Origin of the sequence: Yinghuangia seranimata, from assembly GCF_029953285.1 — a bacterium.
Taxonomy (GTDB): Bacteria; Actinomycetota; Actinomycetes; order Streptomycetales; family Streptomycetaceae; genus Yinghuangia; species Yinghuangia seranimata.
The window spans coordinates 1-22,395 of sequence record NZ_JASAOI010000020.1; the positions used below are offsets into that span (position 1 = coordinate 1).

A 22,395-nucleotide genomic window follows, 5' to 3' on the forward strand; every position below is an offset into this window, starting at 1 on the left:
GGCGGGGCGCGCCCCCCGGCCCCGCGGCGCAAGCGGGCTGCGTTGTGTTTTGGGCGCGCCGACCTTGCTCGGCGCGCCCAACCCCCAACCCCGGATGTGGGTTGTGGGAGCGCGACGCCGTGGTGGCGACGCCGCGCAATGCGATTGGGCGCGCCAAACAGACTCCGATGCCGTTCTGTGATTAGTGAGTGGGTTCGAACGGCGCGCGCGGTCGTGGGCTGCGCTGCGTGACATGGCCGTGGTTGGGCTGGTCGGCTCGGTGGTCGATGGGCGGGGTGCTTGGGCGTGTGTCGACGTTTGGCCGGTGCGTGCGACGGTCGACTCCGTACCCAGCTCACTCCGGTACTGGCGTGAGCACGTTGTCCGGGGGAAACGGCGAAGGCCCCCGGGCGCCTTGCGGCGGCTCGGGGGCCTTCTTGGTGGGGTGAGTGACGGGACTCGAACCCGCGACGTCCTGGACCACAACCAGGTGCTCTACCAGCTGAGCTACACCCACCACGCTTCTGCCGATCGTGTTCGCGACCGGAGCAGCGAGAAAGAGTGTACAGGGGATCGAGGGGTGCTCGCTCCCAGGTTGTTTTTGCGGGTCAGGGGGTCGGGACCTCGGGGGTGGTGAACCGCGCCGAGATCTCTTTGGCGGTGTCGGTGTCGGGGCCGGGCTGCGGGACGAAGATCGCGTCCCGGTAGTACTTGAGCTCGGTGATGCTGTCCTTGATGTCCGCGAGGGCCCGGTGGTTGCCGGTCTTCGGCGGGGACTGGAAGTAGACGCGGGGGTACCAGCGCCTGGCCAGCTCCTTGATCGAGGAGACGTCCACGATGCGGTAGTGCAGGTACGACTCCAGGTCCGCCATGTCGCGGGCGAGGAAGCCGCGGTCGGTGGCGACGGAGTTGCCGCACAGGGGGGCCTTGCGGCCCTCGGGCACGTGGGCGCGGATGTAGGCGAGGACCTGTGCCTCGGCCTCGGCCAGGGTGATGCCGTCGTCGAGCACGTTGAGCAGGCCGGACGCCGTGTGCATCTTCCGCACGACGTCGGGCATGCCCACCAGGGCCTCGGCGGGCGGGCGGATCACGACGTCGACACCGTCGCCGAGGATGTTGAGCTCCGAGTCGGTGACGAGCGCCGCCACCTCGATGAGCGCGTCCTGGGCGAGGTCGAGTCCGGTCATCTCACAGTCGATCCAGACCAAGCGGTCATTCATAGCCGATCAGCCTAGGCCCTCCGCCCCACACCTTCCCCCGGAAGGAGGGGAAGGAGGGGAAGGACGCTAGGGCGCGGCCGTACCGCCGTACCACCTCTGGTCGGGTGGTACGGCGGTACGGCACGGTCCGCCGTGGTGCGGGGCCCGGCTCAGCCCCGCTCCGCCGCCGCCTCCAGCTCGTCGTCCGCCGCGTCCGGGTCGCGGGTCCGGAACGCGTCCCGGTAGGCCGCCGGCGGGATGCCGAGCTGCTTGCGGAAGTGTCCGCGGAGCGCGACCGGCGAGCGGAAGCCGCAGCGCCGGGCGATCTCCTCGACCTGGAGCTCGGTGGTCTCCAGCATCCGCTGCGCCTGCAGCACCCGCTGGGTGAGCAGCCACTGCAGCGGCGCACTGCCGGTCAGTGAGCGGAAGCGCCGGTCGAAGGTGCGTCGGCTCATGTAGGCGCGCGTGGCGAGGACCTCGATGTCGAACTTCTCCGACAGGTTCTCCAGCGCCCACGAGATGACCGTGGCGAGCGGGTCGCCGCTGATCTCCTCCGGCAGCGACAGGTCCATGTACGCGGCCTGTCCGCCGACCCGGTGCGCGGGCACGACGAGCCGCCGGGCGAGCGCGTTGGCGGCGTCCGAGCCGTGGTCGATCCGCACCAGGTGCAGGCACAGGTCGATGCCGGCCGCGGTGCCCGCGCTGGTCAGGACGTCGCCGTCGTCGACGTACAGCTCGCGCGGGTCGACGCGCACCTTCGGGAACGACTTGGCGAGCGCGGGCGCGTACATCCAGTGCGTGGTGGCCGGCCGGTCGTCGAGCAGGCCGGCCGCGGCGAGGACGAACGCGCCGCCGCACAGGCCGACCACGCGGGCGCCTTCGCGGTGCGCGCGCCGCAGCGCGTCGACGACGGGCGCGGGCGGGGTGCGGGACGGCGAGTGCCAGGCCGGCACGATCACGGTGCCGGCGCGGTGCAGCCCGTCGAGCCCGTGCGGCGCGATGAGCTCGACGCCGCCGGTGGTCCGCAGCGGCCCGGGTTCGGCCGCGCATACCAGTAATCGGTAGTTGGGGACCCCGGCGTCCCGCCGGTCGACGCCGAAGACCGAGATCGGGATCGAGCTCTCGAGGATCGGCGAGTTGGAGAAGAGCAGCACCGCGATGGTCTCGGCGCGGCGTCGGCCGATGAGCCCCGCGGGCCACTCGGCGTAGGTGCCGGGATCGGCGGCGTCGCGCACCGCCGGGTCGGCGTCCTCGGAGTCGTCGGCGTCGCCGTCGTACGGGTTCTGGACGGAGTACGCGGTGCGCCCCGGTGTCTCGTCGTCCTCGGGTCTGTCCCCGTGGTCGTGCTCGTCCCCGCTCCGGTACGCCTCCGGCTCGACCGCGGTCCCCAGTTCGCCGCGCGGCCCGGGTACCGGCACCTGGGCCCGGCCGGTCCGCGCCGCGGGTATGGACACCTCGGTTTCGGGCTCGGGAGAGGCCGCCACCTGCTCCGCGTCGCCCTTCTGCGTGGCCGCCGCCGTACCCACCCGGACACGTCGATCCGCTTGCCGATCGTCGGTCCTGCTCATGGCTCCGATCGCCCCCTTCAGCCCTCCGCGGCCCCCACCGGCCGAGGACCGGGGGAGCGGGAGGGGTCGTTGATGGCGAGTCTCAGTAGTTCACACACGCCACTCAAGTCACCCAAGATCGGAACTTACTCTTTCTGGGCTTGTCTATGCATGGTGTTCTCCACGTGACGTTATGTAGATATGCCTGTTTGTGATGGCGGTCACACCCACCGTCTGAACTCTTCGCCGAGGAATGCCCGGTTTGAGGGGTGAATTTCGTGAATGAAAGTTATGCCGAGTTACGTGCGGTGTGATGGGAATTTCGAATGATCACCAGCAACGCGACGGCGCCCGCGGCGAGCAGCCCGGCCGCGACGCCCGCCGCGGCGGCGGGGCCGGCTCCGGTGGCGAGCATGGCGACCGCGGCGCAGCCCGTCGCGACGGCGTACCAGAGGCCCGCTTCGGCCAGGTCGGCCCGGGCGTCGGTCACGGGCGTCGAAGGGAGACGGGTGGGCGGCACGGCGGGGTCTCCTAGCGGGCTCCTCAAGGGCGGGCCGGACCCCGCCGACCCGGGGTCGGCGTCACACGTGCGCGGGATCGCCGCCCCGGCCGGCGCGGCCGCCCGGACACGCGGTGTCGCCCTGTGCAACGCGGAGGCCGGGTGCGGGGTAACGGGCGCTCCCCCTGGCGTACCGGAACGTCCTCCGCCGATGACTTCACCCGGACGGCCGCTTGGGGGCGCTCAGGGGCTCCCGTCGGCACGCGAGGGCGGATATCGTGCGTCCTCGACCACCGCACGGCCTGTCCGATTCCGACCGCGAGACGTAATCTGTACCCATAGGCTCTTAATTGATCCTGAGGGGCCCTGCGGCGTCCCTCCTCAGCAAAGACGCCCCGATTGCCATGGCTGCTTTCGACTTCAGTGACCTTCCGGACGGCACCCCGTTGCTCCGTCCCGACGCCAAGCGCCCCCGTGACCCCGCCTTCCAGCACCCCGTCGTCGTCGGCTTCGACGGCTCCGGCGCGAGCGAACGCGCGCTCGCGTACGCGGCCGGCATGGCCCGGCGGCTCGGCGGAGGGCTGGTCATCGTGCATGTCGCGAACCGCATTCCGGCGACGGTGTGGGCGGGCTGCGAACCGCCGGTCTTCATCGACGTGCCCGACAACCGCTCCGAGGCGCTCGGCCTCGAACTCGCGTGCGCGGACCACCTGAGCGACGTCCCGTGGATCCTGGTGGAGCGCGGCGGCGACATCTGCCACGAGATCGAGGACGTGGCCAAGGAGTTCGCGGCGGACGCCATCGTGGTCGGCGGCTCCTCCGGGTTCGTCAGCCGGTTGTTCGGCTCGGTGGCGTGCCGGCTCGTGAAGCACGCCAAACGCCCCGTCGTCGTCATCCCCTGACGCCCGGATTTCCCTGTTACCGCAGGTAATTCGGTACGTGCGCGAAGCCCCGACCGTTTTGTTGCCGTGCGATCCACGCCACCCCGGCGGTCACCCCGGCGCATGTTGCCTGCCCCTGACATGGGGAAGTGTCGCGCTTTGCCCGAATTATCGGGCAATCTTGCCCCCGGCTCGTGATCGAGGTTCGCGCCGACCTGCATTACTTTGCTGCCAGCCACGAAAACTGCGCAGTGCTGTGGTCACGTGACAGAACAGAGATCGCGAGGCACGAGGTTGGCGGACTACCGAATCGAGGACCTCGCCCGCGAGGGCGGTACGACCGTGCGGAACGTGCGCGCGTACCAGGACCGCGGGCTGCTGCCCCGGCCGCGACGTGCGGGCCGGGTGTCGCTGTACGACGGCAGCCATCTGGCGCGCCTGCGCCTGATCGGCCAGCTGCTTGAGCGCGGCTACAGCCTGGTCAGCATCAAGGAGCTCCTCGACGCGTGGGACAACGGGCGCAGTCTCGGCGGCGTCCTCGGCCTGGTCGCCGAGGTGACCGGCCCGTGGAGCGACGAGGAGCCGGGCCGGATGACGCGCGGCGAGCTGACCGCGATGTTCGGCGGCCTGTCCGATCCGGTGGTCATCGCGGGCGCGGTGCAGTTCGGCCTGCTGGAGCCCGAGGACGACACGCTGACGGTGTTCCGGGTGCCCAGTCCCCGCGAACTGGCGGTGTGCGCCGAGCTGCACGCGGCCGGCGTCCCCGTGCACGCGGTGCTCGACCACCTGCGCGCGCTGCGCGCGGACATGGAGCGGGTCGCCGGGCTGTTCATGAAGCTCACCGAGACCTACCTGTGGCAGAACTACCTCAAGGACTCCTCGCTCGACGAGGCGCCCGAGATGGCGGAGCTGATCCGCCGGCTGCGTCCGCTCGCGCAGCGCGCCGTGGACAGTGAACTGGCCCGGGCCATGCGCCGCCTGGCGACCCGTCAGTTGGGCGAGACGCTCGGCAGGGTGCTGGAGGCGGAGAACGCCGCCGAGTCGCCGGTGCCCGACGAGCCCGCGGCGCCTGCCATGGAGCGCTACCCGTTCATGTCGGACGAGTGGATAGCCGCGGTCTCCAGACTCAGCAGACTCATCACGCCCGACCCCGAGAAGCGCACCCCGCACCCGGCGGTCGTCGACATCGTGGTGAGCGACGTACCGGGCCGCGACGACCCGGCCGAGCTGCACATGGACGTCTTCCACGGGCGCGTCCTGGTGCGCCCCGGCCTGCTGCCGGGCCCGGACCTGATGATCCACATGGACTACCCGACGGCGCGCAGCCTGCTCCTGGAGAACGACCGCTCGCTGCCCCGCGAGGCGCTCATCGACGGCCGCATGACGGCGCGCGGCGACCTGTTCGCCCTGACCACCTTCCGCGAGGCCATCGCCAGCCTGTCCGGATGGGACCTCGCGGGCGTGCTGACCGAGCTGACGGCGGCCGAGGACGCGGACCCGGCGCAGGCCCAGTAGGGCCGTCCGCCACCGGCCGCCGTTCGCCGAACTCGGCGAGGGGGGCCGGACCCGGTCAGGCCCGGATCCGCTCCACCAGCGCCTCGACGTACTCGGTGAACACCGCGACCATGTCGACGCGCTCGGGGTCGAGCAGCCACTGCAGCTGCAGTCCGTCCATCATCGCCAGCACCTGGCGGGTGACGGCCTCGGGATCGACGTCCGCGCGCAGCTCGCCGGACTCGACGCCGTGCCGCAGCGCGGTCGAGATCGACGTGACGAGCGTCGCATAGCGCTGCCGCGCCCACGCGTGCGCCGGATGGTCGGTGGTGACGGCCTCGCCGGTGAGCACGGTGAACAGCTGGACGATGCCCGGCTGCCGCGCGTTGTGCTCCACGAGCGCGACGAGCGCGCGCAGCATCGGGTCGGCGCCGTCGGGGATGGCCGCGACGTCGAGGCGTTCGGCGTCCATCTCGTCGCGCAGGTCGAGTACGGCGGTGAGCAGGTCCTGCTTGCTGCGGAAGTGGTGCAGCAGCCCGGCCTGGGTGAGCTCGGCGCGCTCGGCGATGCGGGCGAGCGAGGTGCCCCGGTAGCCGTTCTCGCCGAACTCCTGCAGCGCGATGTTGAGGATGCGCGCGCGGCGGGCGTCGCCGGTCGCGTAGCCCTGGCGCCTGCCGCGCCCGGCCGGCGCGCTGCCGCGCTCACCGGTCCGCGTGGCGGCGGATGCCGTCGTCCCTGATGCGTCCATGCCTCCCATCCTGCCGTGCGCCGCTCGCGGCGCGTCAGGGGGAAGGTCACGTGCAGATAACAAAGCTACCGTGTTATAGGTTTTTACGGTTACCGTGCCGTGGAACCTGGTGAAGCGGACCGTGCGGCCCGCGGTCGCGGCGGCAGGACCGTGCCCCAGGAAACGACCCAAGCAGCGACCCAGAAAGCGACGGTAGGGCGGCCATGACGACCACCAACCCTGGCGGCACCGCGCACAGCGCACCCGCCGAGATCTCCGACGAGGAGCTGCGCGGCCTGGTCGGGCGCCTCGCGCTCGAGGACAAGGTCCGGCTCATCGTCGGCGAGGACTTCTGGTCGCTGCCGGAGCTGCCGCAGATCGGCCTGCGCAAGCTGCGCATGTCCGACGGCCCCGTCGGCGTCCGCGGCGTCCTGTGGGACGAGCGCGACACCTCGCTGCTGTTCCCCTCGCCGACCGCGCAGGCGGCGGCGTGGGACCCCGAGGTCGCCCGCCGCGTCGGCTTCCTGATGGGCGCGCAGGCCCGCGACAAGGACATCCACGTCCTGCTGGCGCCGACCGTCAACATGCACCGCACGCCGCTGGGCGGCCGACACTTCGAGTGCTACTCCGAGGACCCGCTGCTGACGTCGAGGATCGGCGTCGGGTTCGTCGAGGGTGTGCAGTCCGCCGGCGTCGCCGCGACCATCAAGCACTACGTCGCCAACGACTCCGAGAACGAGCGGATGACGTACGACAGCCGGGTCGGCGAGCGCGCGCTGCGCGAGGTCTACCTGGCGCCGTTCGAGGCCGCCGTCCGTGAGGCGCGCGTCTGGCTCATCATGTCGGCGTACAACAGCGTCAACGGCGCCACGATGACCGAGAACGCGCCGCTCCAGAACGACGTGCTCAAGGGCGAGTGGGGCTTCGACGGCGTCGTGGTCTCCGACTGGATGGCCGTCCGCTCCACCGAGGCCGCGTCCCTCGGCGGCACCGACATCGCGATGCCGGGCCCGAACGACCTGTGGGGCGACGCCCTGGTCGAGGCCGTCCGCGAGGGCCGTGTCGACGAGTCCGTCCTCGACGACAAGGTCACCCGCATCCTGCGCCTCGCGGCGCGCGTCGGCGTGCTCGGCGACACCGCGCCGCGCGGCGACGTCACGACCCCGGACACCGCCGACGCCGAGATCCGCGCGATCGCCGCCAAGGCGATGGTGCTGCTGGAGAACCGCGACGCGGCCCTCCCGATCGACCCGGCCGCCGTGCGCCGCGTCGCGCTCATCGGCCCCAACGCCGTGCGCCTGTCGTCACAGGGCGGCGGCTCCGCGCACGTCAACCCCGACCACGTCGTCGCCATCCCGCAGGGGCTGCGCAACGCGCTCGGCCCGAACGTCGAACTGACGGTGCGGGAAGGCGCGTTCACCCACCGCGCGCTGCCCGACCTGCCGCTCGACGCGTCCGTCGACCCGGCGACCGGCGAGCCCGGCCTCGGCATCGAGTTCGGCGCCGTGGACGGCACCTCGCTCGGCGCCGACCACCGCCTCGGCTCGAACCTGGTGTTCTGGCCCGGCACGATGCCGGAAGGCGCCACGTCCATCACGGCGCGCGCCCGCATCACGCCGACCGTCGACGGCACCCACCTGCTCGACGTGCGCGGCCTCGGCTCGTTCGACCTGACCGTCGACGGCGCCACCCAGTCGTTCCAGCTCGACTCCGAGAGCGGCGACATCATCGAGGCGCTGCTCCGGCCGCCGATCAAGCGGTTCGAGGTGGCCGCCAAGGCCGGCGTGCCGGTCGAGGTCGAGGCGCGCTACTCCGCCGACCAGGCGATGGTGTTCGCGTCCATGGGGCTCGGCTGGGCCAAGCCGCGGCTGGCCGACGACGAGGAGCTCGCGCAGGCGGTCGCCGACGCGGCCGCGGCGGACGTCGCGGTCGTCGTGGTCGGCACCACCGACGACATCGAGTCCGAGGGCTTCGACCGCGCGGACCTGCGGCTGCCCGGGCGGACGAACGAGCTCGTCACCGCGGTCGCGGCGGCCAACCCCAACACGATCGTCGTCGTCAACGCCGGCTCCCCGGTGCTGATGCCGTGGCGGAACGACGTCGCGGCGGTGCTGTGGGCCTGGCTGCCCGGCCAGGAGGGCGGCGCGGCGATCGGCGACGTCCTCACCGGAGCCGTCGAGCCCGGCGGGCGCATGCCGACCACCTACCCGGCCGACGAGGCCGACGTCCCGGTGCTGTCGACCGAGGTCGTCGACGGCGGGCACGTGTACGCCGAGGGCCCGAACATCGGCTACCGGCTGTGGGCGCGGCAGGGCGCCGTCCCGGCCTACCCGTTCGGCTACGGCCTGGGCTACACCGACTGGGCGTACGAAGGCCTGAGCGTGGACGGCGACGCCGCCACCGGCCTGACCGTCGAGGCCACGGTCGCCAACACCGGTGCGCGTGACGGCCGCGAGGTCGTGCAGGTGTACCTGGAGCCGGTCTCCGGCGAGCTGTTCGGCGCGCCCGAGCCGATCCGCCTGATCGGGTTCGCGGCGGTCGAGGCCGCGGCCGGCGGCAAGGCGGTCGCCCGCATCGCCGTCGACGCGGCGACGCTGGCCCGTTGGGACGAGGCCGCCGGCGGGTGGGCGACGACGCCGGGCGCGTACCGCGTCGGCGTCGGCCGCAACGTCGGCGACCTGCGCCTGAGCACGGAGGTTTCCCTGTAACCCAGGGAGGTCCGCAGGGGACCGCGAACGGCGGGACGGCACTTACCGGTGGCCCCGTCCCGCCTTTCGCTTTTCCCGGACGGGGAACGCGTGTTCGGGCTCCGGCCGGCTTCGCTCATGCGGCTGGCAATCCGGCGTAGCGGGTCCGCGGGTCCTCGAAGTGCCGTACGTTGGCCGATGAGCGACCGGTGCGGGCGTCGTCCGCCCGCCGAGAGAGGGGACCCGGCCATGGCCACTCAAGAGGAGATGGACGCCGAGAAGGCCGAACTGTACGGCCGGGACATCAGCGGCGCCGAGTGGATCAGCTATGGCGAGGACACCACCGGCGAAGGCGTCGTGCAGACCGCCGAGATCGGCGGCGGCGCGGTCGCGATGCGCAACTCGGCGCACCCCGAGGGCCCCGTCCTGCGCTTCACCAAGGGTGAGTGGGACGCGTTCGTGCTCGGCGTGCGGGACGGCGAGTTCGACCTCGACCGGCTGTAGACCTCGACCGGGTGCAGGGCGCGTCGGCCGCATTCGCCACGGCCGGCCTCGCCGAACCATCGGCGATAGTCGTACTTTTCACCCGTTTCACCTGTTTGGGCGGTCCCGATTCGGTTACCTCCCCCAGCATCCGTTCTGTCGGCTGCCCGGAGGAGGCGCGCCAGGTGCCTGCGCGTGGAGTGGGGATCGTCGCCGAAGGCGTCACGGTGCGCGGGCTCGAAGGCACCGTCGTCGCCGACGTCGACCTGGACGCCAGGCCCGGGTCGTTCACCGTCCTGTCCGGCCCGGCCGGCTCGGGGCGCACGGCGCTGCTCCTCGCGCTGGGCGCGCGCTTCAGGACCGCGCGCGGCACCATTACGGTCGACGGCACGCCCCTGCCGCGCGGCGCCAAGGCGGCGCGCCGCCGGATCAGCGTGGCCCGCGCGGCCCCCGCGATCGAGCTCGAGGAACGCCTCACGGTCGCGGAACTCGTCGGCGAGCGCCGGGCGATCGGCGGCCCGCACGTCACCGACACGTCGGTGGCCGACGCGTTCGACCTGGTCGACCTCGCCTGCCCGCCGCACACCCTCGCGGGCCGGCTGCCGCACGTCGAGAAGCTCCTGCTCGCCCTCGCGCTCGCCACCGCCGAGGAGAGCGGCGGCGTCCTGGTCGACGACGTCGACTCCGGCATCGCCGGGACCGACCTGGACCGCGCGTGGCACGCGGTCCGCGCCGTCGCGCGCACTGGCCGCACCGTCATCGCCACCGCGACGGCGCCGCCGGGCGGCAGCCTGCGGCCCGACCTGGGCCTGGCCCTGCCCGGCCACCACACGCACCTGCCGGCCACCCGCCCGGGCGGGCGCCGATGAACGCCCTGCGCCTCGCCTGGCTCGAACTGCGCCGCTTCCGCGGCCCCATCCCGCGCCTCGTGCCGATCGTGATCGCGCTGGTGCCGCTGCTGTACGGCGCGCTGTACCTGTGGTCCAACTGGGACCCGTACGGCAAGCTCAACCGCGTCCCCGTCGCGATCGTCAACGAGGACCGGGCCGTCCAGGCCGACGGCCAGACCGTCGACGCAGGCGCCCAGCTGACCGCGCGCATCCTGGCCGACCACACGTTCCAGTGGCACGCCGCCGACGCGTCCCAGGCCGCCGACGGACTCAAGGACGGCGACTACTACTTCGTGGTCACCGTGCCGCCCGACTTCAGCGCGGCGCTCGCCTCCGCGGGCGGCCCGCAGCCGCGCCAGGCCGACCTCACCATGACGCTCAACGACGCCAACGGCTTCATCGTCGGCAAGATGGCCGAGTCGGCGAAGGTGCAGCTCCAGGCGTCGGTGTCGCAGGCCGTACAGGCGACCTTCGTCCAGCAGGCGTACGGCCGCCTCGCCGCGCTCAAGCAGAACCTCGGCCAGGCCGCCGCCGGGGCGCGCCAGTTGCAGACCGGCATCGGCACCGCGCCCGTCCCGGAGCTGCAGCAGGGCGCGCAGCAGCTCGCCGCGGGCCTCGACCAGCTGACCGCGGCCGTGCCGGTGCCGCCCAGCCAGCAGGCGGCGCAGGCCGAGGCGGGCGTGCTCGCCGCGCCGGTCCAGATCGCCGTCCAGAACCTGCACCCGGCGAAGGTGTACGGCCGCGGCCTCGCGCCGTTCTTCCTCTCGATCGCCATGTGGGTGTTCGGCCTGATCGCGTTCATGATGCTGCGGCCGCTCAACACCCGGGCGCTCGCCGGGCGGTCGGGCGCGCTGACGGTCGCGCTCGCGGGGTGGCTGCCGGCCGCCTTCCTCAGCATCGTCGGCGCGTACGTCCTGTACGGCGTGGTCGACCTCGGGCTCGGCCTCGACCCCGTGGACGTCGGCAAGACGCTGCTGCTGCTCGCCGTCGCGGCGGCCTCTTTCGTCGCGATCGAGCATTTCCTGACCGTCGCGTTCGGCGTGATCGGCGACGCGCTGTCGCTCGTGCTGCTGATGCTGCAGCTGACCTCGTGCGGCGGCCTGTACCCGGTCGAGACGACGCCGGCGATGTTCCGCGCGCTGCACCCGGTGCTGCCGATGTCGTATGTCGTCGAAGGCCTGCGCGTCACGATCTCGGGCGGGCAGAGTTGGGTGCTGGACCGCGCGTTCCTGGTGCTGGGGGCTTTCCTGGTGGTCGCCCTCGCGCTGTCGACCCTGACCGTGACACGCCGCAGGATGTGGTCGATGACGACGCTCAAACCGGCCATCCAGGTGTAGCTCCCCGGCCGACGCCGCGACGGCCGACCCGCGTACCGTCGCATATGCACGCCACAGCGTCCGTTCTGACGGAGAATCGGACGGGGGCGGCCGCACGAGGCAGGCCGAGGGAGGGGCTCCGGGGATGGACGCTGCACGAATACAGACGTTGCACGAGAAGGCGGAGGCCGCTTTGACCGAGCTCGGGCCGGACCACCCCGGCGCGCTGGACGCGCGCGCCGAGTGGGCGCGTGCGCTCGGCGAGGAGGGCCGCGCCGCCGAGGCCGCGGTCGCTTTCGGCGAACTCGCGGACGAGTACGCGCGGCTGCTCGGCGCCAAGCACCCCGACACCCTGCTGGCGCGCCACAACCAGGCGTTCTGCCTCGGCATGTCCGGCAACGCGGTGACCGCCGAGTCGCTGGCCCGCGACGTCGCCACCGACTACGTCGAACTCCTCGGCGCGGACGACCCCGAGACGCTCAACGCCCGCGCGCTGTGGGGCCGCTGGACCGGCGAGGCCGGCGACCCCGGCGCGGCCGCACGCATCCTGCGCCCGGTCGTCGAGAGCTGCGGCGACGTCCTCGGCCCGGTGCACGCCGAGACGCTCACCAACCGGCACCAGCACGCCCAGTGGGTGGGCCGGGCCGGAAACCCGGCCGAGGCCGCGCGGCTGCTCGAGGAGATCGCCGGCGAGCGCGACGCCGTCCTGGGCGCCGAGCACCGCGACACGCTGCTGGCCCGCCACGACCTCGCCCAGTGGGCCGGCGAGGCCGACGACGCCGTACGCGCCCGCGACCTACTGCGCGCCCTCGTGACCGACGCCGTGCGGGCCCTGGGCGCCGGCCACCCCGACACGCTGGTCATGCGCCACAACCTCGCGCACTGGACGGGCGAGGCGGGCGACCCCGGTACGGCCCGCGCCCTCCTGGAGTCCCTGTGCGCGGACTGCACGCGCATCCTGGGCGCGGAGCACCCGGACACGGAGAACTGCCGCCGTGCCCTGGACTGGTGGACGTACGGCCCGAAGGCGGGGGCCTCCGCGCGGCCGGCCAAGGCGGCCAAGGCCGAGAAGACGCGCAAGCCCAAGCGGTTCAAGCCCGGCAAGGGCGGAAAGGGCGGCGACGCCGAGAACGCCGACGCGTCCGACGCCGACGCGGCCTGACGCGGCCCGACACCGTCCGACACCGTCCGACCGGCATGACGCAGGCGTGCGTGACGCAGATGTAGGGGACCGGCGGGTCGGCCGGTCCCGTCAGGCCGTCAGCCCCAGAACTCGTTCCCCAGGTCGAGGTCCTCGACGCACTCGTCGATGTCGCTCATCTTGCCGCCGACGATGGTGAAGAACAGCGAGCCGAGGGTGTCTATGCTGCGGCCCTCACGCGTCGCGGTGATCCGGTGAACGGAGATGGCGTGGCCGCGCCCGTCGGGCATCACCGACTGGAGCTCGACCTTCATCGTGCCGTCGGTCATCATGCCCATCTTCATGTAGTAGTCCAGGCAGGCGTCGACGCCCTTGTGGTGCCCGGACAACTGGTGGAGACCGGGGACATGGTGCACGCAGTCCGTGGTCAGCATCCCCCGGAGGGCGTCCATGTCGCCTCTGTTGAACGCGGCGTAGCCGTTCTTGACCAGCGTGACGTCGGGGTGTTCAGCCATGACTGATTCACCTGCTATGTCGTGATTGTCCCGAGGTTTCATCGTCTCTCTCCCGCGCCCGGCCCGGCAACACCGGGCCGGGCGCGGGAGAGCCGGTCAGCGCCGGGACTTCGGATAGACCGCGGTGACCTCGACCTCCACCAGCCAGCCGGGCACCGCCAGCGAGACCACCTCCGTGGTGGCCCGCGCGGGCCGGGCCGGGTTGGTCAGCAGCGGGGCCTTGGCGGGGGAGGTGCCCATCGGGACCGGAACCGGCTGCTTCGTCGTCAGGTCGGTGTTCGCGAAGAACTGGCGGTACGCGCGGTTCCAGCCCGCGTAGTCGGCCGCCGCCGCGCCCGGGGGCCGGACGAGGTAGCACTTCATGGTGACCACGTCGGCCGGGGTGAGCCCGGCCGCCTTCAGGTTGTCCTGGATCGCCTTCAGCACCACCAGGGACTGCGCCTCGGTGACCGTCACCCCTTGCGCGCCCGCGGTCGTCGCGGGGTCGGTGAACATCTCCGGGGACCCGGCGGGCGCGCCCGGGTTGAGCGCGCCGGGGCCCAGCCCGCTGCTCTGGTAGACGGCGACCTCGCCGCCGAGGCCGACCCCGGTGGCGATGGCGGGGTTCGACTGGCCCGCGGGCAGGGCGACCCGCACCTCCTTGTCGCCGATCCGCTCGTCGTGGGCGTCCGCGGCGCCGACCCCGGTGACGGTCGCGCACGCGACCGCCAGGACCGCGGCGGCGACAGCGAGCCCGCCCTTGCGGCGGGCGGTGGCCCGGCCGAGGCGCCGGGCGGGGTGGGCGGCCGGGCCGCTGCTCACTCGATTCAGCTCGCTCATGCCGCCATCACCCTCGTGTGCAGATCCGTCACGACCTTGCGCGCCGACGAGAACGCGCCGTGCTGCCAGGCGATGACGTGGCTCAGCCAGTCGCCCGCGAAGTAGACGTTCCCCTGGGCCTGGTTGAGCAGCTTGTACTCGGGCCCGTTCTGGTCGCGCCAGCCGACCCAGCCGCCTTCCAGGTACGGGGTGCGGTGCCACGCGACGCTGAACGACGCGTCCAGTTCGGTGCGGTACCGGTCGCCGAAGATCTTCACCCCCTGGTCGACCGCCCGCTTGGCGCGCTCCTCGTGCGCGAGCCTGCCGTACGCCTCGGCGTTGGCGCCGTAGTTGTAGTAGCCGATGACCGTGCCGCGCCGGCCCTGGAAGCCGTACGACGGGAACCACATGTTGCTCAGGTCGAGCGTCGTCGGCACCACGCCGCCGTACATGCGGTCGTCCAGCTCCCACCAACGGCGCCGGTACTCGAGGCCGATCTTGCCGACCGCGAACGGCACCGGCGTTTTGAGCGCTCCGGTGACCGCGTCGCCGAGGTTGTGCCGCAGCCGCGCGGCGATGTGCGGCGGGGTCGCGACGACGCAGAAGTCGGCGCGTTCGGCGTGCTCGCTCCCGTGCGCGTCCTTCCAGGTGACCTCGACGCCGCCGGGCACGTTGGCGACGCCGGTGGCGGCCGCCTCGTACTGGATCCGGTGCCGTCCGACGGCCTTCTCCAGCGCGCGCGGTATCGCGTCCATGCCGCCGACCGGCTGGAACATCATCATCGCCTGGTCGTAGCCGAGTTCGAACGAGAACCGCATGCCGACACCGCTCGCCAGGACGTCGGACAGCGACGGCACCGGGCCGAGCACGGTGCCGGCGTTCTCCGCCGCCCCGGGTTCGACCGTGTAGCCGCGCCGGTCGGAGCCCGCGTACTTCCAGCCGTCTGCCTTGCCCTTGATGGCGCCGAAGTCCTGCAGGAAGGCGAGCAGCCGGTCCTTGTCGTCCTTGGTCAGCGCGGTGTCGAGCGCGCCCTGGTCGGTGGCCTTGGCGAGCAGTTCGGAGACGTAGCCGTAGACGTCGGACTTGGCGGTGCGCCAGCGCATCGGCTTGCCGCTCAGCGGCCCGGCGTCCTCGTGGTAGATGTACGCGTCCGCGTTGGCGTTGACGAACGGCTGGAGTTCGACGCCCAGTTCGCGGCAGTAGTCCAGGGTGACGTGCGACTGCGGCAGCCGCCCGGGCCCGCAGTTCATGTACTGGCCGTCGGAGAACCGGGCGCGCTGGGTGCGCCCGTCCAGGTCGGTCTCGACGGTGCCGCCGCGCGCGGTCCAGTTGCGGCCGCCGGGGCGGTTCTTGGCCTCCAGGATCCGGCAGTCGTAGCCCGCCTTGCCGAGCTCGTACGCGGTCGCCAGCCCCGCGATGCCGGCACCCAGCACGACCACCTTCTTGCGGCCGCGCCCGGTCAGCCGGAAGTCGGACTCCTGCGGCGCGCGGTACGGCTCGGCTCCGGCGACCGGCACGGGAGCGAGCCCCAGCGCGCCCATGGCGGAGTACATGACGCCGGCCCCGCCGGCCAGGCCGACACTGCGCAGGAAGCCGCGGCGTGACGTTTCTTCGAGCATGTGTCCTCCGTTTGCGTGTAATGCGAACGGATCCTGGGTCAGGGGTGTTGCCGCGACGTGCCCAAGCGGTTTCCGAAGGGTTGTCATTCCCGCAGGGGAGGGGACGATGGAGTCCTCACGCCGGTGTCATCACTCGGCAACATGATCGAAATCGGTCGGTCGGATGATCGGACAGCCGGGTACACCGCACCCACCGGCGCCCGAACCAGCCCGAACCGATCCGACGGATACAAAGGAGGCGGTCCCCGCATGCTCTTCCGACTGCGTGTCTCGCTGCCCGACCGGCCCGGCTCGCTCGCCCGGGTCACCCAGGCCCTCGGGGCGTCGGGGGCGGACGTCCTGCAGATGACCGTGCTGGAGCGGGACACCGGCCGGGCCGTCGACGAGTTCACCGTGTCGTGCCCCGGGGAGGGCCCGGTCGGCCGGCTCGTCGAGGCCCTGGAGACGCTGGCGGGCGTGCGTGTGGACGGCTGCTGGGCGGCGGGCGAGGTGCCCGGCACGTCCCCCGAGCTGGACGTCCTCGGCCAGGTCGCCCGCGACCCCGGACGCGCCGTCGCGACGCTCGTGGACGCCGCCCCCGGGCTCTTCCACGCCGAATGGGCGGTGGCCACCCGCGGCAGCAAGAGCCGCTCGGTCGTGCACTCCAGCTGGCAGGCCCCGAACGCGCCGAAGCTGCCGCTCGTGTCCCCGCTGCGCCCGCTCGCGCTGGAGTTCGACCGGACCGCCCACGGCGCCGGCGTGTACGGCGCCGCGGCCCCCATCGGGCTGTCCTGGCTGACCCTCTTCGTGGTGCGCACCGAGGGCCCCGCGTTCCACCGCAGCGAGCTGGAGCGCCTCGGCCGGGTCGTGGACGTCATCCTGGGCGTCCTGGGCACCCGTGCGGCCCCGCGCGCGGGCCAGGCTCCGCGCGTCTGACGCCCCGCTTCCCGCCTGGGCGATTTAGCCCATATGGCCTAATACTCCTGAGTAGTTCGTGATCGCGGCTTTATGTGATTGGTGGCACAGTTGTACAAATCCGGAAACCACGGAGGCCGTCGCGACCGTGTTCCGGAGGAGTAGCCGGGCTCCCGCCGCACCACGGGGTGGGGCCCGGCAAGGCCAGTCGGGGGCCGGACGAAAGCGATACCTGTGCAGGAAGACGAGCAGGCCTCCCCGGCCGAGCCCGGCGGTCCCGCCCCCGAGGGGCGCGACGGCCGCCCCGGGCGCACCCACCGCCGGCGCGACCGCAGGCAGCGTCGCCGCAGGCGCGTCCTGATCGGTATAGCCGGCGGCATGGCCGCCCTGCTGCTGGCCGGCGGCGGCTTCGTGTGGTGGATGTACGAGCGGCTCAACGGCAACATCAAGACCGAGGACTTCGCCGCCAAGCTCGGCGACAAGGACCGCCCGGCCGCCACCAACGCGCTCAACATCCTGCTCGTCGGCTCCGACTCGCGGGAGGGCGCCAACGCCGCCTACGGCACCGACCCCGGCGACACGCAGCGGTCCGACACCACGATCCTGCTGCACGTCCCCGAGGGCCGGAAGGCCGCGCTCGGCGTCAGCTTCCCGCGCGACCTGATGGTCAACGTGCCGTCCTGCCAGAAGCCCGACGGCACCGCCTCGCGCCCGTACTTCGGCATGTTCAACAGCGCGATGGAGGTCGGCGGCACCGCCTGCACGATCAAGACCGTCGAGAAGCTGACCGGGGTCCGCGTCGACCACCAGATCACCGTCGACTTCACGGGCTTCAAGAAGCTCGTCGACGCGCTCGGCGGCGTCCCGATCCACCTCGACCAGCCGATCGACGACAAGGCCGCCAAGCTCCAGGTCCCGGCCGGCGACATCACGCTCAACGGCGAGCAGGCGCTGGGCTTCGTCCGCGCCCGCAAGAGCATCGGCGACGGCAGCGACATCCAGCGCATCCAGCGCCAGCAGCTGTTCCTGACCGCGATGATCCACAAGGTCAAGAACGAGCGCCTGCTGACCAGCCCGACGCGCCTGTACAGCATCCTCGACGCCGCTACGAAGGCCATCACGACCGACCCCGGCATCGGCAGCCTCAGCGACCTGTACGACCTGCTCACCAGCCTCAAGGGCATCCCCGAGAGCGACGTGAAGTTCGATACGGTGCCCGTCACCACCTACCGGCCCGACCCCAACCGGGTGGCGCTCGTGCGCCCCGAGGCCGACGTGCTGTTCGCGCAGCTGCGCGACGAGTCGGCGGCCGTGCTGCCGTCCGGCAGCGCGACCCCCACGCCGACGCGCTAGCAGAGGGTCGCCAATCCGGGGGCGTTACCGTGACCTCGGCGTGACCCGGCGTCGTTGGAAGGTACGGTGCAGGTGACCATGCCCACGGGTCGCGCACCGGCTCGCGGTGGGCGTGGTTACGGTGATCCCACCGGGCGAACTACGTGATACCGAGGGGTTGGTGGCAGCGACGCCATGGCGGGTCGGGTTCTTCAGGTGGTGCAGAGCACCCGCTGGCGGCGGCGCTCCGGCGAGTACGCGTCGATCGGGCAGGCGCTCGGCGCGGCCACCCCGGGCGATTCGGTCGTCGTCGCCGCCGGGACGTACCAGGAGGACGTGGTCGTCACCGTCCCCGTCACCCTCACGTGCGCGGACGGACCGGGCACCGTCGTGCTCGAGGCCGCGGACGGCGTCGCGCTGACGGTGCTCGCGGACGCCGCGGTGCACGGCCTGACCGTCAACGGCGGTGCGGGCGTGCTGTCGTCGGCCGTCGTGGTGGACGCGTGCGCGCCGATACTCGAGGAGCTGACGGTCCGCGCCGCGTCCGTCGTCGGCGTCGAACTGCGGGGCGGCGCCGACCCGATGGTGCGCCGCTGCCGCATCGGCAACCCGCAGGGGATAGGCGTCGGCGTCACCGCGCTCGCGCGCGGCACCTTCGAGGACTGCGAGATCTCCGGCACCGGCCGCGAAGGCATGGACGTGCGCGACGGCGGCAGCCCCACGCTGCTGCGCTGCCGGCTGCGCGACGTGTCCGGGCACGGCCTGCGGTTCAGCGGCCCCGGCAGCGGCGGCACCGCCACCGACTGCGAGATCCACGACGGCTCCGACACCGAGCCCGCGGTGTTCGCCGGCGACCAGGCGACGCCCGAGCTGGTCGGCTGCCACATCCACGACGTCGGCGGCGGCGGGGTGTGCGTCGCGGGCGGCGCGGCCCCGCGCGTCGTCGACTGCCGCATCGAACGGGTCGGCTGGGCCGGCATCTCGGTCGGCGGCCAGTCGAGCGGCGGCACCGCCGTGCGCACCGAGATCACCGCCGTCAAGGGCACCGGCGTGCAGGTGGACGACCTGGCGTCGTTCACCCTCGAGGAGTGCCGGATCCGCGACGCCGAGGCCAACGGCGTCTCGGTCGACCGCGGCGCCACCGCGACCCTGGTCGGCTGCCGGCTGCGCGACACCGGCCGCAGCGGCGTCGACGTGCACGGCCACTCCGAGGTCACGCTCACCGGCTGCACGCTGCGCAGCTTCGGCCGCAGCGGGCTCTCGCTGACCGACCACGGGGCCCGCGCGTCCGTCATCGACTGCGAGTTCCACGACTCGACCGGCGGCCACCCCGCGGTGTGGGTCGGCGACGGCGCGGACGCCGCGCTGGGCGAGTGCCGCATCCACGACGTGCTCGACGCCGTCAGGGTCGGCGGCGTGGGCACCGGACTGTCGATGCAGGGCTGCGAGCTCCACGACCTGGAGGAGACGGCGATCGTCGTCGGCCAGGGCGCGATCGTGTCGGTCAACGGCTGCCACATCCGCAAGAGCACCACCGGCGTGTGGTTCACCGAGGCCGACTGCGGCGGCATCGTCGCGGACTGCGTCATCGAGGACGTCACCGACGGCGTCTCCGTCACCGGTGCCGCCGGGCCCACCGTGCGCCGGGTCCGCGTCGACCGCGCCACCGGCGAGGGCATCCGCGTCTCGGGCGGCGGCCGCGGCGACTTCGAGGACTGCGAGATCGCCAACGGGCGCGGCTACGGCGTGCACGTGCGCGAGGGCTGCCAGCCGTCGTTCACCCGCTGCGCGACGCGCGGAAACGCCAAGGCGGGCTTCGAGTTCGCCGACGCCGGGCCGATCGCGTCCGACTGCACCTCGCAGGGCGACGGCCCCGGCGACGGCGGCGCTCCGTCCGCGGCGCTCAAGCCGGAGTCCCGGCAGGCCGGCGTCGCGACGCTGACCGAACGGCTCTCGCTGCCCGGCGCGCGGGACGGCGCGAGCCCCGGCGGCGACGACGCGCAGCACGCCTCCACCCGGAGCCCCGAGGAACTCCTCGGCGAACTGGACGCGTTGGTCGGCCTCGGCTCCGTCAAGCGCGAGGTCCGCAACCTCATCGACCTCATCTCGGTCGGCCGCCGCCGCGAGGAGGCCGGCCTCAAGGCCCCGACGCTCCGCCGCCACCTGGTCTTCACGGGCTCACCCGGCACCGGCAAGACCACCGTGGCACGGCTGTACGGCGAGATCGCCGCAGCGCTCGGCGTGCTGCGCACCGGCCACCTGGTCGAGGTGTCGCGCGTGGACCTGGTCGGCGAGCACATCGGTTCGACGGCTCCGCGCACCAAGGAGGTCTTCGACCGGGCGCGCGGCGGCGTGCTGTTCATCGACGAGGCGTACAGCCTCGCGCCCCCCGACCCGTCGCGCGACTTCGGGCGCGAGGCGATCGACACGCTGGTGAAGCTGATGGAGGACCACCGCGACGACGTCGTGGTGATCGTCGCGGGCTACACGGACGAGATGGAGCGCTTCCTGTCCGCGAACCCCGGCTTCGGGTCCCGGTTCTCGCGCACCATCACCTTCCAGGACTACGTGGCCGAGGAACTCGTCGAGATCACCGGCACACAGGTCGCCGAGCACGAGTACGCGCTGACCGACGCGGCGTCCTCGTCGCTGCTGACGTACTTCCGCCGGCTGCCGCGCGGCGCGGGCTTCGGCAACGCGCGCGAGGCCCGCCGCACGTTCGAGACGATGATCGAGAACCACGCGTCGCGGCTCGCCCGCATGCCGGAGGCGAGCATGGAGGAACTGCGCACGCTGCACGCGGCGGACCTGCCGGACCTGCCGGCCTGACGTCCCGTGGTGGGTGTGCGGCGAGGCGTCAGCCGCCCCACACCCACCACGACACGGTCTGCGTCATCGCGTCGTCGCGGTACGCCTCGTCGCGGACCCACACGGTCGTGTCGCGCACGCTGGCCTGCACGCTGTGCCACGTCCCCGGGGCGAGCCCCAGGGCGCCGGTGTCCGCGCTCGTCCGCCCCGCGAGGGCGGGTACCGCCGCCCCGTCGACCGCCCACGACACCTCGAGCGACGTCGCGGGCAGCACCGTGGTGACCGTGAGGTTCTGCCGCGTTGCCACGTTCTCGGACGGGGACGACGCGTCGATCGGCTTCACCCGTCCGTAGAGGCTCTTCACCAGCGCCTCGGCGCTCGGGTAGTTGAACGGCTGCCCGAGCGACCGCATCAGCGAGTCGGCGGTCGGCCGGTAGTAGCCGGTGTCCTGGTGCAGCCCGCCCTCGTACGTGCTGATGGCCGAAGTGTCCAGCCAGCGCCACCACTTGGCCTTGTCCTGCAGCAGGCGGGTGGGCGTGTCCACGGTGGTGACGTTCGGGAACGGCGGCTCCTCCGCGCCGCCCTCGCCGTGCCCGCCGAGGTCCTTGGGGTCGGCGTACTCGTCGCCCAACGCGCCCAGTGAGTGGCCGAGTTCGTGGGCCAGGATCTGCGCGGTCTCGGGCACGCCGCCGGCCACCGAGGCCGTGCCGCGGCCCGAGGCCAGACCGCCGTACGTCGAACTGTTGGCGACCGCGACGACCAGGTCCTGCGCGGGCGCCAGCGCGGCGTACGACCCGACCGTTGCGTCGTCGGCGCACAGCAGCCGCTCCACCCCCTGGCAGCGGTAGTGCATGCCGAGCGGTGAAGGCGTCTTGGCGGGCCGCGCGGGGTCGTCCGATACCCCGGACCCCGGGGCGGCGATGTCGACGCGGTAGGCGGCCAGGTAGGGCGCGTAGGCGTCGAACGGCTGCGTGGCCAGGAGGGTCCGCCACAGCGCGTCGACCTGCTGCGCGAACTCCGGGGCCTGCTCCGCGGTGTAGCCGTCCCCGACGAACACGACGGTGAAGCGGTTTGCGGTCGTGGCGCCGTGGATGGGAGTCGCCGACGCGGGCAGCCCCGTGATGCCGCTCGACACCATGCCCGCGGGCAGCGCGCGTGTGCGGGTGATCGTGCCGTCCGGCGCGAACGACTCCAGGTACCACGGCGCGGCGGCACGGGCCTGCGGCCCCGGGTCGCCGCACGGCCCTGCCGTGCCGGGCCCGCCGCCCTGCGCGGCCAGCGCGAGCGCCGTCACCAGCACGCACGCGGCGGTCGCCAGCCGCATCGCGGGCCGGTACGACGCGCGCGCGTGCCGGACCGCGCGCCCGGCGCGGCGCCCCGCGACGCCCGCCGCGTCCAGTCCGCGCTCCGCGACCGTGAGCGCGCGCCGCGCCCCGCGCCGGACCCTGCAAATGATCGCCATGCCGCTCACGTTCGGCGACCGCACCGGCTCCGGCAACTCAGCGCGCCCATAAGGAACCCCGGGATACGCCGAGCGGGCGTCACCCAGTACGCCGACCGGGCGACGAGCCGGCGCCGACCGGAGC

18 protein-coding genes and 1 tRNA gene are annotated in these 22,395 nt (G+C 72.8%); 10 read left to right on the forward strand and 9 right to left on the reverse strand.

The annotated features are described in order from the left end of the window. Positions 1-420 precede the first annotated feature (420 nt). The 4 genes from QI554_RS14095 to QI554_RS14110 all read right to left on the reverse strand — a co-directional run bounded on the left by QI554_RS14095 (position 421) and on the right by QI554_RS14110 (position 3,245). A tRNA-His gene (locus QI554_RS14095) sits at positions 421-496 on the reverse strand. 91 nt (positions 497-587) lie between these two features. Further along, on the reverse strand, positions 588-1,199 hold the full coding sequence (gene orn / locus QI554_RS14100; RefSeq protein ID WP_281469899.1) for an oligoribonuclease: 612 nt from the start codon (positions 1,197-1,199) through the stop codon (positions 588-590). 149 nt (positions 1,200-1,348) lie between these two features. Continuing rightward, positions 1,349-2,413 carry a GlxA family transcriptional regulator gene (locus tag QI554_RS14105; protein WP_281470013.1) on the reverse strand — a complete coding sequence of 355 codons (1,065 nt, stop codon included), beginning with the start codon at positions 2,411-2,413 and terminating at the stop codon, positions 1,349-1,351. Between the two features lie 601 nt (positions 2,414-3,014). Further along, a complete protein-coding gene (locus QI554_RS14110; RefSeq protein WP_281469900.1) occupies positions 3,015-3,245 on the reverse strand; it encodes a hypothetical protein in 231 nt (76 codons plus the stop codon). 383 nt (positions 3,246-3,628) lie between these two features. On the opposite strand from QI554_RS14110, the gene QI554_RS14115 reads away from it, so the two are divergent. Then, the gene (locus QI554_RS14115; RefSeq protein ID WP_281469902.1) at positions 3,629-4,126 is read left to right on the forward strand and encodes a universal stress protein; all 498 of its coding nucleotides are present in this window, start codon (positions 3,629-3,631) and stop codon (positions 4,124-4,126) included. A 273-nt stretch (positions 4,127-4,399) separates the two neighbouring features. Continuing rightward, on the forward strand, positions 4,400-5,620 hold the full coding sequence (locus QI554_RS14120; RefSeq protein ID WP_281469904.1) for a MerR family transcriptional regulator: 1,221 nt from the start codon (positions 4,400-4,402) through the stop codon (positions 5,618-5,620). 55 nt (positions 5,621-5,675) lie between these two features. Here QI554_RS14120 and QI554_RS14125 read toward each other — a convergent pair whose 3' ends face one another. Next, positions 5,676-6,347, reverse strand: coding sequence for a TetR/AcrR family transcriptional regulator (locus tag QI554_RS14125; protein WP_281469906.1), 672 nt, complete (start codon positions 6,345-6,347; stop codon positions 5,676-5,678). Between the two features lie 203 nt (positions 6,348-6,550). Between QI554_RS14125 and QI554_RS14130 the strand changes: the two genes are divergently transcribed. The 5 genes from QI554_RS14130 (at position 6,551) to QI554_RS14150 (ending at position 12,864) form a co-directional block, all read left to right on the forward strand. Further along, positions 6,551-9,034: a beta-glucosidase family protein gene (locus QI554_RS14130; RefSeq protein WP_281469908.1), complete on the forward strand. Its 2,484-nt coding sequence runs from the start codon at positions 6,551-6,553 to the stop codon at positions 9,032-9,034. Between the two features lie 228 nt (positions 9,035-9,262). After that, on the forward strand, positions 9,263-9,517 hold the full coding sequence (locus QI554_RS14135; protein ID WP_281469910.1) for a DUF397 domain-containing protein: 255 nt from the start codon (positions 9,263-9,265) through the stop codon (positions 9,515-9,517). 164 nt (positions 9,518-9,681) lie between these two features. Next, complete coding sequence (locus QI554_RS14140) at positions 9,682-10,365, forward strand: ATP-binding cassette domain-containing protein (protein WP_281469912.1); 684 nt, start codon at positions 9,682-9,684, stop codon at positions 10,363-10,365. Beyond that, positions 10,362-11,723: a YhgE/Pip domain-containing protein gene (locus tag QI554_RS14145; protein ID WP_281469914.1), complete on the forward strand. Its 1,362-nt coding sequence runs from the start codon at positions 10,362-10,364 to the stop codon at positions 11,721-11,723. The genes QI554_RS14140 and QI554_RS14145 overlap by 4 nt, the downstream gene beginning before the upstream one ends. Positions 11,724-11,847: 124 nt before the next feature. Next, positions 11,848-12,864, forward strand: coding sequence for a tetratricopeptide repeat protein (locus QI554_RS14150; RefSeq protein ID WP_281469916.1), 1,017 nt, complete (start codon positions 11,848-11,850; stop codon positions 12,862-12,864). Between the two features lie 98 nt (positions 12,865-12,962). On the opposite strand, the gene QI554_RS14155 is transcribed toward QI554_RS14150, so the two are convergent. From QI554_RS14155 to QI554_RS14165, 3 genes are all read right to left on the reverse strand, one after another. Then, complete coding sequence (locus QI554_RS14155) at positions 12,963-13,358, reverse strand: nuclear transport factor 2 family protein (protein ID WP_281469918.1); 396 nt, start codon at positions 13,356-13,358, stop codon at positions 12,963-12,965. A gap of 96 nt (positions 13,359-13,454) precedes the next feature. Further along, positions 13,455-14,177: a Rid family hydrolase gene (locus QI554_RS14160; protein ID WP_281469920.1), complete on the reverse strand. Its 723-nt coding sequence runs from the start codon at positions 14,175-14,177 to the stop codon at positions 13,455-13,457. Beyond that, positions 14,174-15,775: a flavin monoamine oxidase family protein gene (locus QI554_RS14165; protein WP_281469922.1), complete on the reverse strand. Its 1,602-nt coding sequence runs from the start codon at positions 15,773-15,775 to the stop codon at positions 14,174-14,176. The genes QI554_RS14160 and QI554_RS14165 overlap by 4 nt, the downstream gene beginning before the upstream one ends. Before the next feature lie 249 nt (positions 15,776-16,024). On the opposite strand from QI554_RS14165, the gene QI554_RS14170 reads away from it, so the two are divergent. The 3 genes from QI554_RS14170 (at position 16,025) to QI554_RS14180 (ending at position 20,830) form a co-directional block, all read left to right on the forward strand. Further along, entirely contained in the window at positions 16,025-16,690 is a 666-nt protein-coding gene (locus QI554_RS14170; protein WP_281469924.1) for an ACT domain-containing protein, read from the forward strand. A gap of 213 nt (positions 16,691-16,903) precedes the next feature. Further along, positions 16,904-18,022 (forward strand): LCP family protein, encoded by a 1,119-nt coding sequence (locus QI554_RS14175; RefSeq protein ID WP_281469926.1) that lies wholly within the window; start codon positions 16,904-16,906, stop codon positions 18,020-18,022. 195 nt (positions 18,023-18,217) lie between these two features. Continuing rightward, positions 18,218-20,830 (forward strand): right-handed parallel beta-helix repeat-containing protein, encoded by a 2,613-nt coding sequence (locus tag QI554_RS14180; protein ID WP_281469928.1) that lies wholly within the window; start codon positions 18,218-18,220, stop codon positions 20,828-20,830. A 28-nt stretch (positions 20,831-20,858) separates the two neighbouring features. Here the strand turns inward: QI554_RS14180 and QI554_RS14185 are convergent, their stop codons facing one another. After that, positions 20,859-22,271, reverse strand: a complete 1,413-nt coding sequence (locus QI554_RS14185; protein ID WP_281469930.1) for a M64 family metallopeptidase — start codon at positions 22,269-22,271, stop codon at positions 20,859-20,861. Between the last annotated feature and the right edge of the window lie 124 nt (positions 22,272-22,395).

What these genes read in the sequence shown, in the direction of transcription:
- orn (WP_281469899.1), bottom strand. Translation starts at nt 1,199, where the DNA reads ATGAATGACCGCTTGGTCTGGATCGACTGTGAGATGACCGGACTCGAC.
- QI554_RS14115 (WP_281469902.1), top strand. Translation starts at nt 3,629, where the DNA reads ATGGCTGCTTTCGACTTCAGTGACCTTCCGGACGGCACCCCGTTGCTC.
- QI554_RS14125 (WP_281469906.1), bottom strand. Translation starts at nt 6,347, where the DNA reads ATGGACGCATCAGGGACGACGGCATCCGCCGCCACGCGGACCGGTGAG.
- QI554_RS14130 (WP_281469908.1), top strand. Translation starts at nt 6,551, where the DNA reads ATGACGACCACCAACCCTGGCGGCACCGCGCACAGCGCACCCGCCGAG.
- QI554_RS14135 (WP_281469910.1), top strand. Translation starts at nt 9,263, where the DNA reads ATGGCCACTCAAGAGGAGATGGACGCCGAGAAGGCCGAACTGTACGGC.
- QI554_RS14145 (WP_281469914.1), top strand. Translation starts at nt 10,362, where the DNA reads ATGAACGCCCTGCGCCTCGCCTGGCTCGAACTGCGCCGCTTCCGCGGC.
- QI554_RS14150 (WP_281469916.1), top strand. Translation starts at nt 11,848, where the DNA reads ATGGACGCTGCACGAATACAGACGTTGCACGAGAAGGCGGAGGCCGCT.
- QI554_RS14155 (WP_281469918.1), bottom strand. Translation starts at nt 13,358, where the DNA reads ATGGCTGAACACCCCGACGTCACGCTGGTCAAGAACGGCTACGCCGCG.
- QI554_RS14160 (WP_281469920.1), bottom strand. Translation starts at nt 14,177, where the DNA reads ATGAGCGAGCTGAATCGAGTGAGCAGCGGCCCGGCCGCCCACCCCGCC.
- QI554_RS14165 (WP_281469922.1), bottom strand. Translation starts at nt 15,775, where the DNA reads ATGCTCGAAGAAACGTCACGCCGCGGCTTCCTGCGCAGTGTCGGCCTG.
- QI554_RS14170 (WP_281469924.1), top strand. Translation starts at nt 16,025, where the DNA reads ATGCTCTTCCGACTGCGTGTCTCGCTGCCCGACCGGCCCGGCTCGCTC.
- QI554_RS14185 (WP_281469930.1), bottom strand. Translation starts at nt 22,271, where the DNA reads ATGGCGATCATTTGCAGGGTCCGGCGCGGGGCGCGGCGCGCGCTCACG.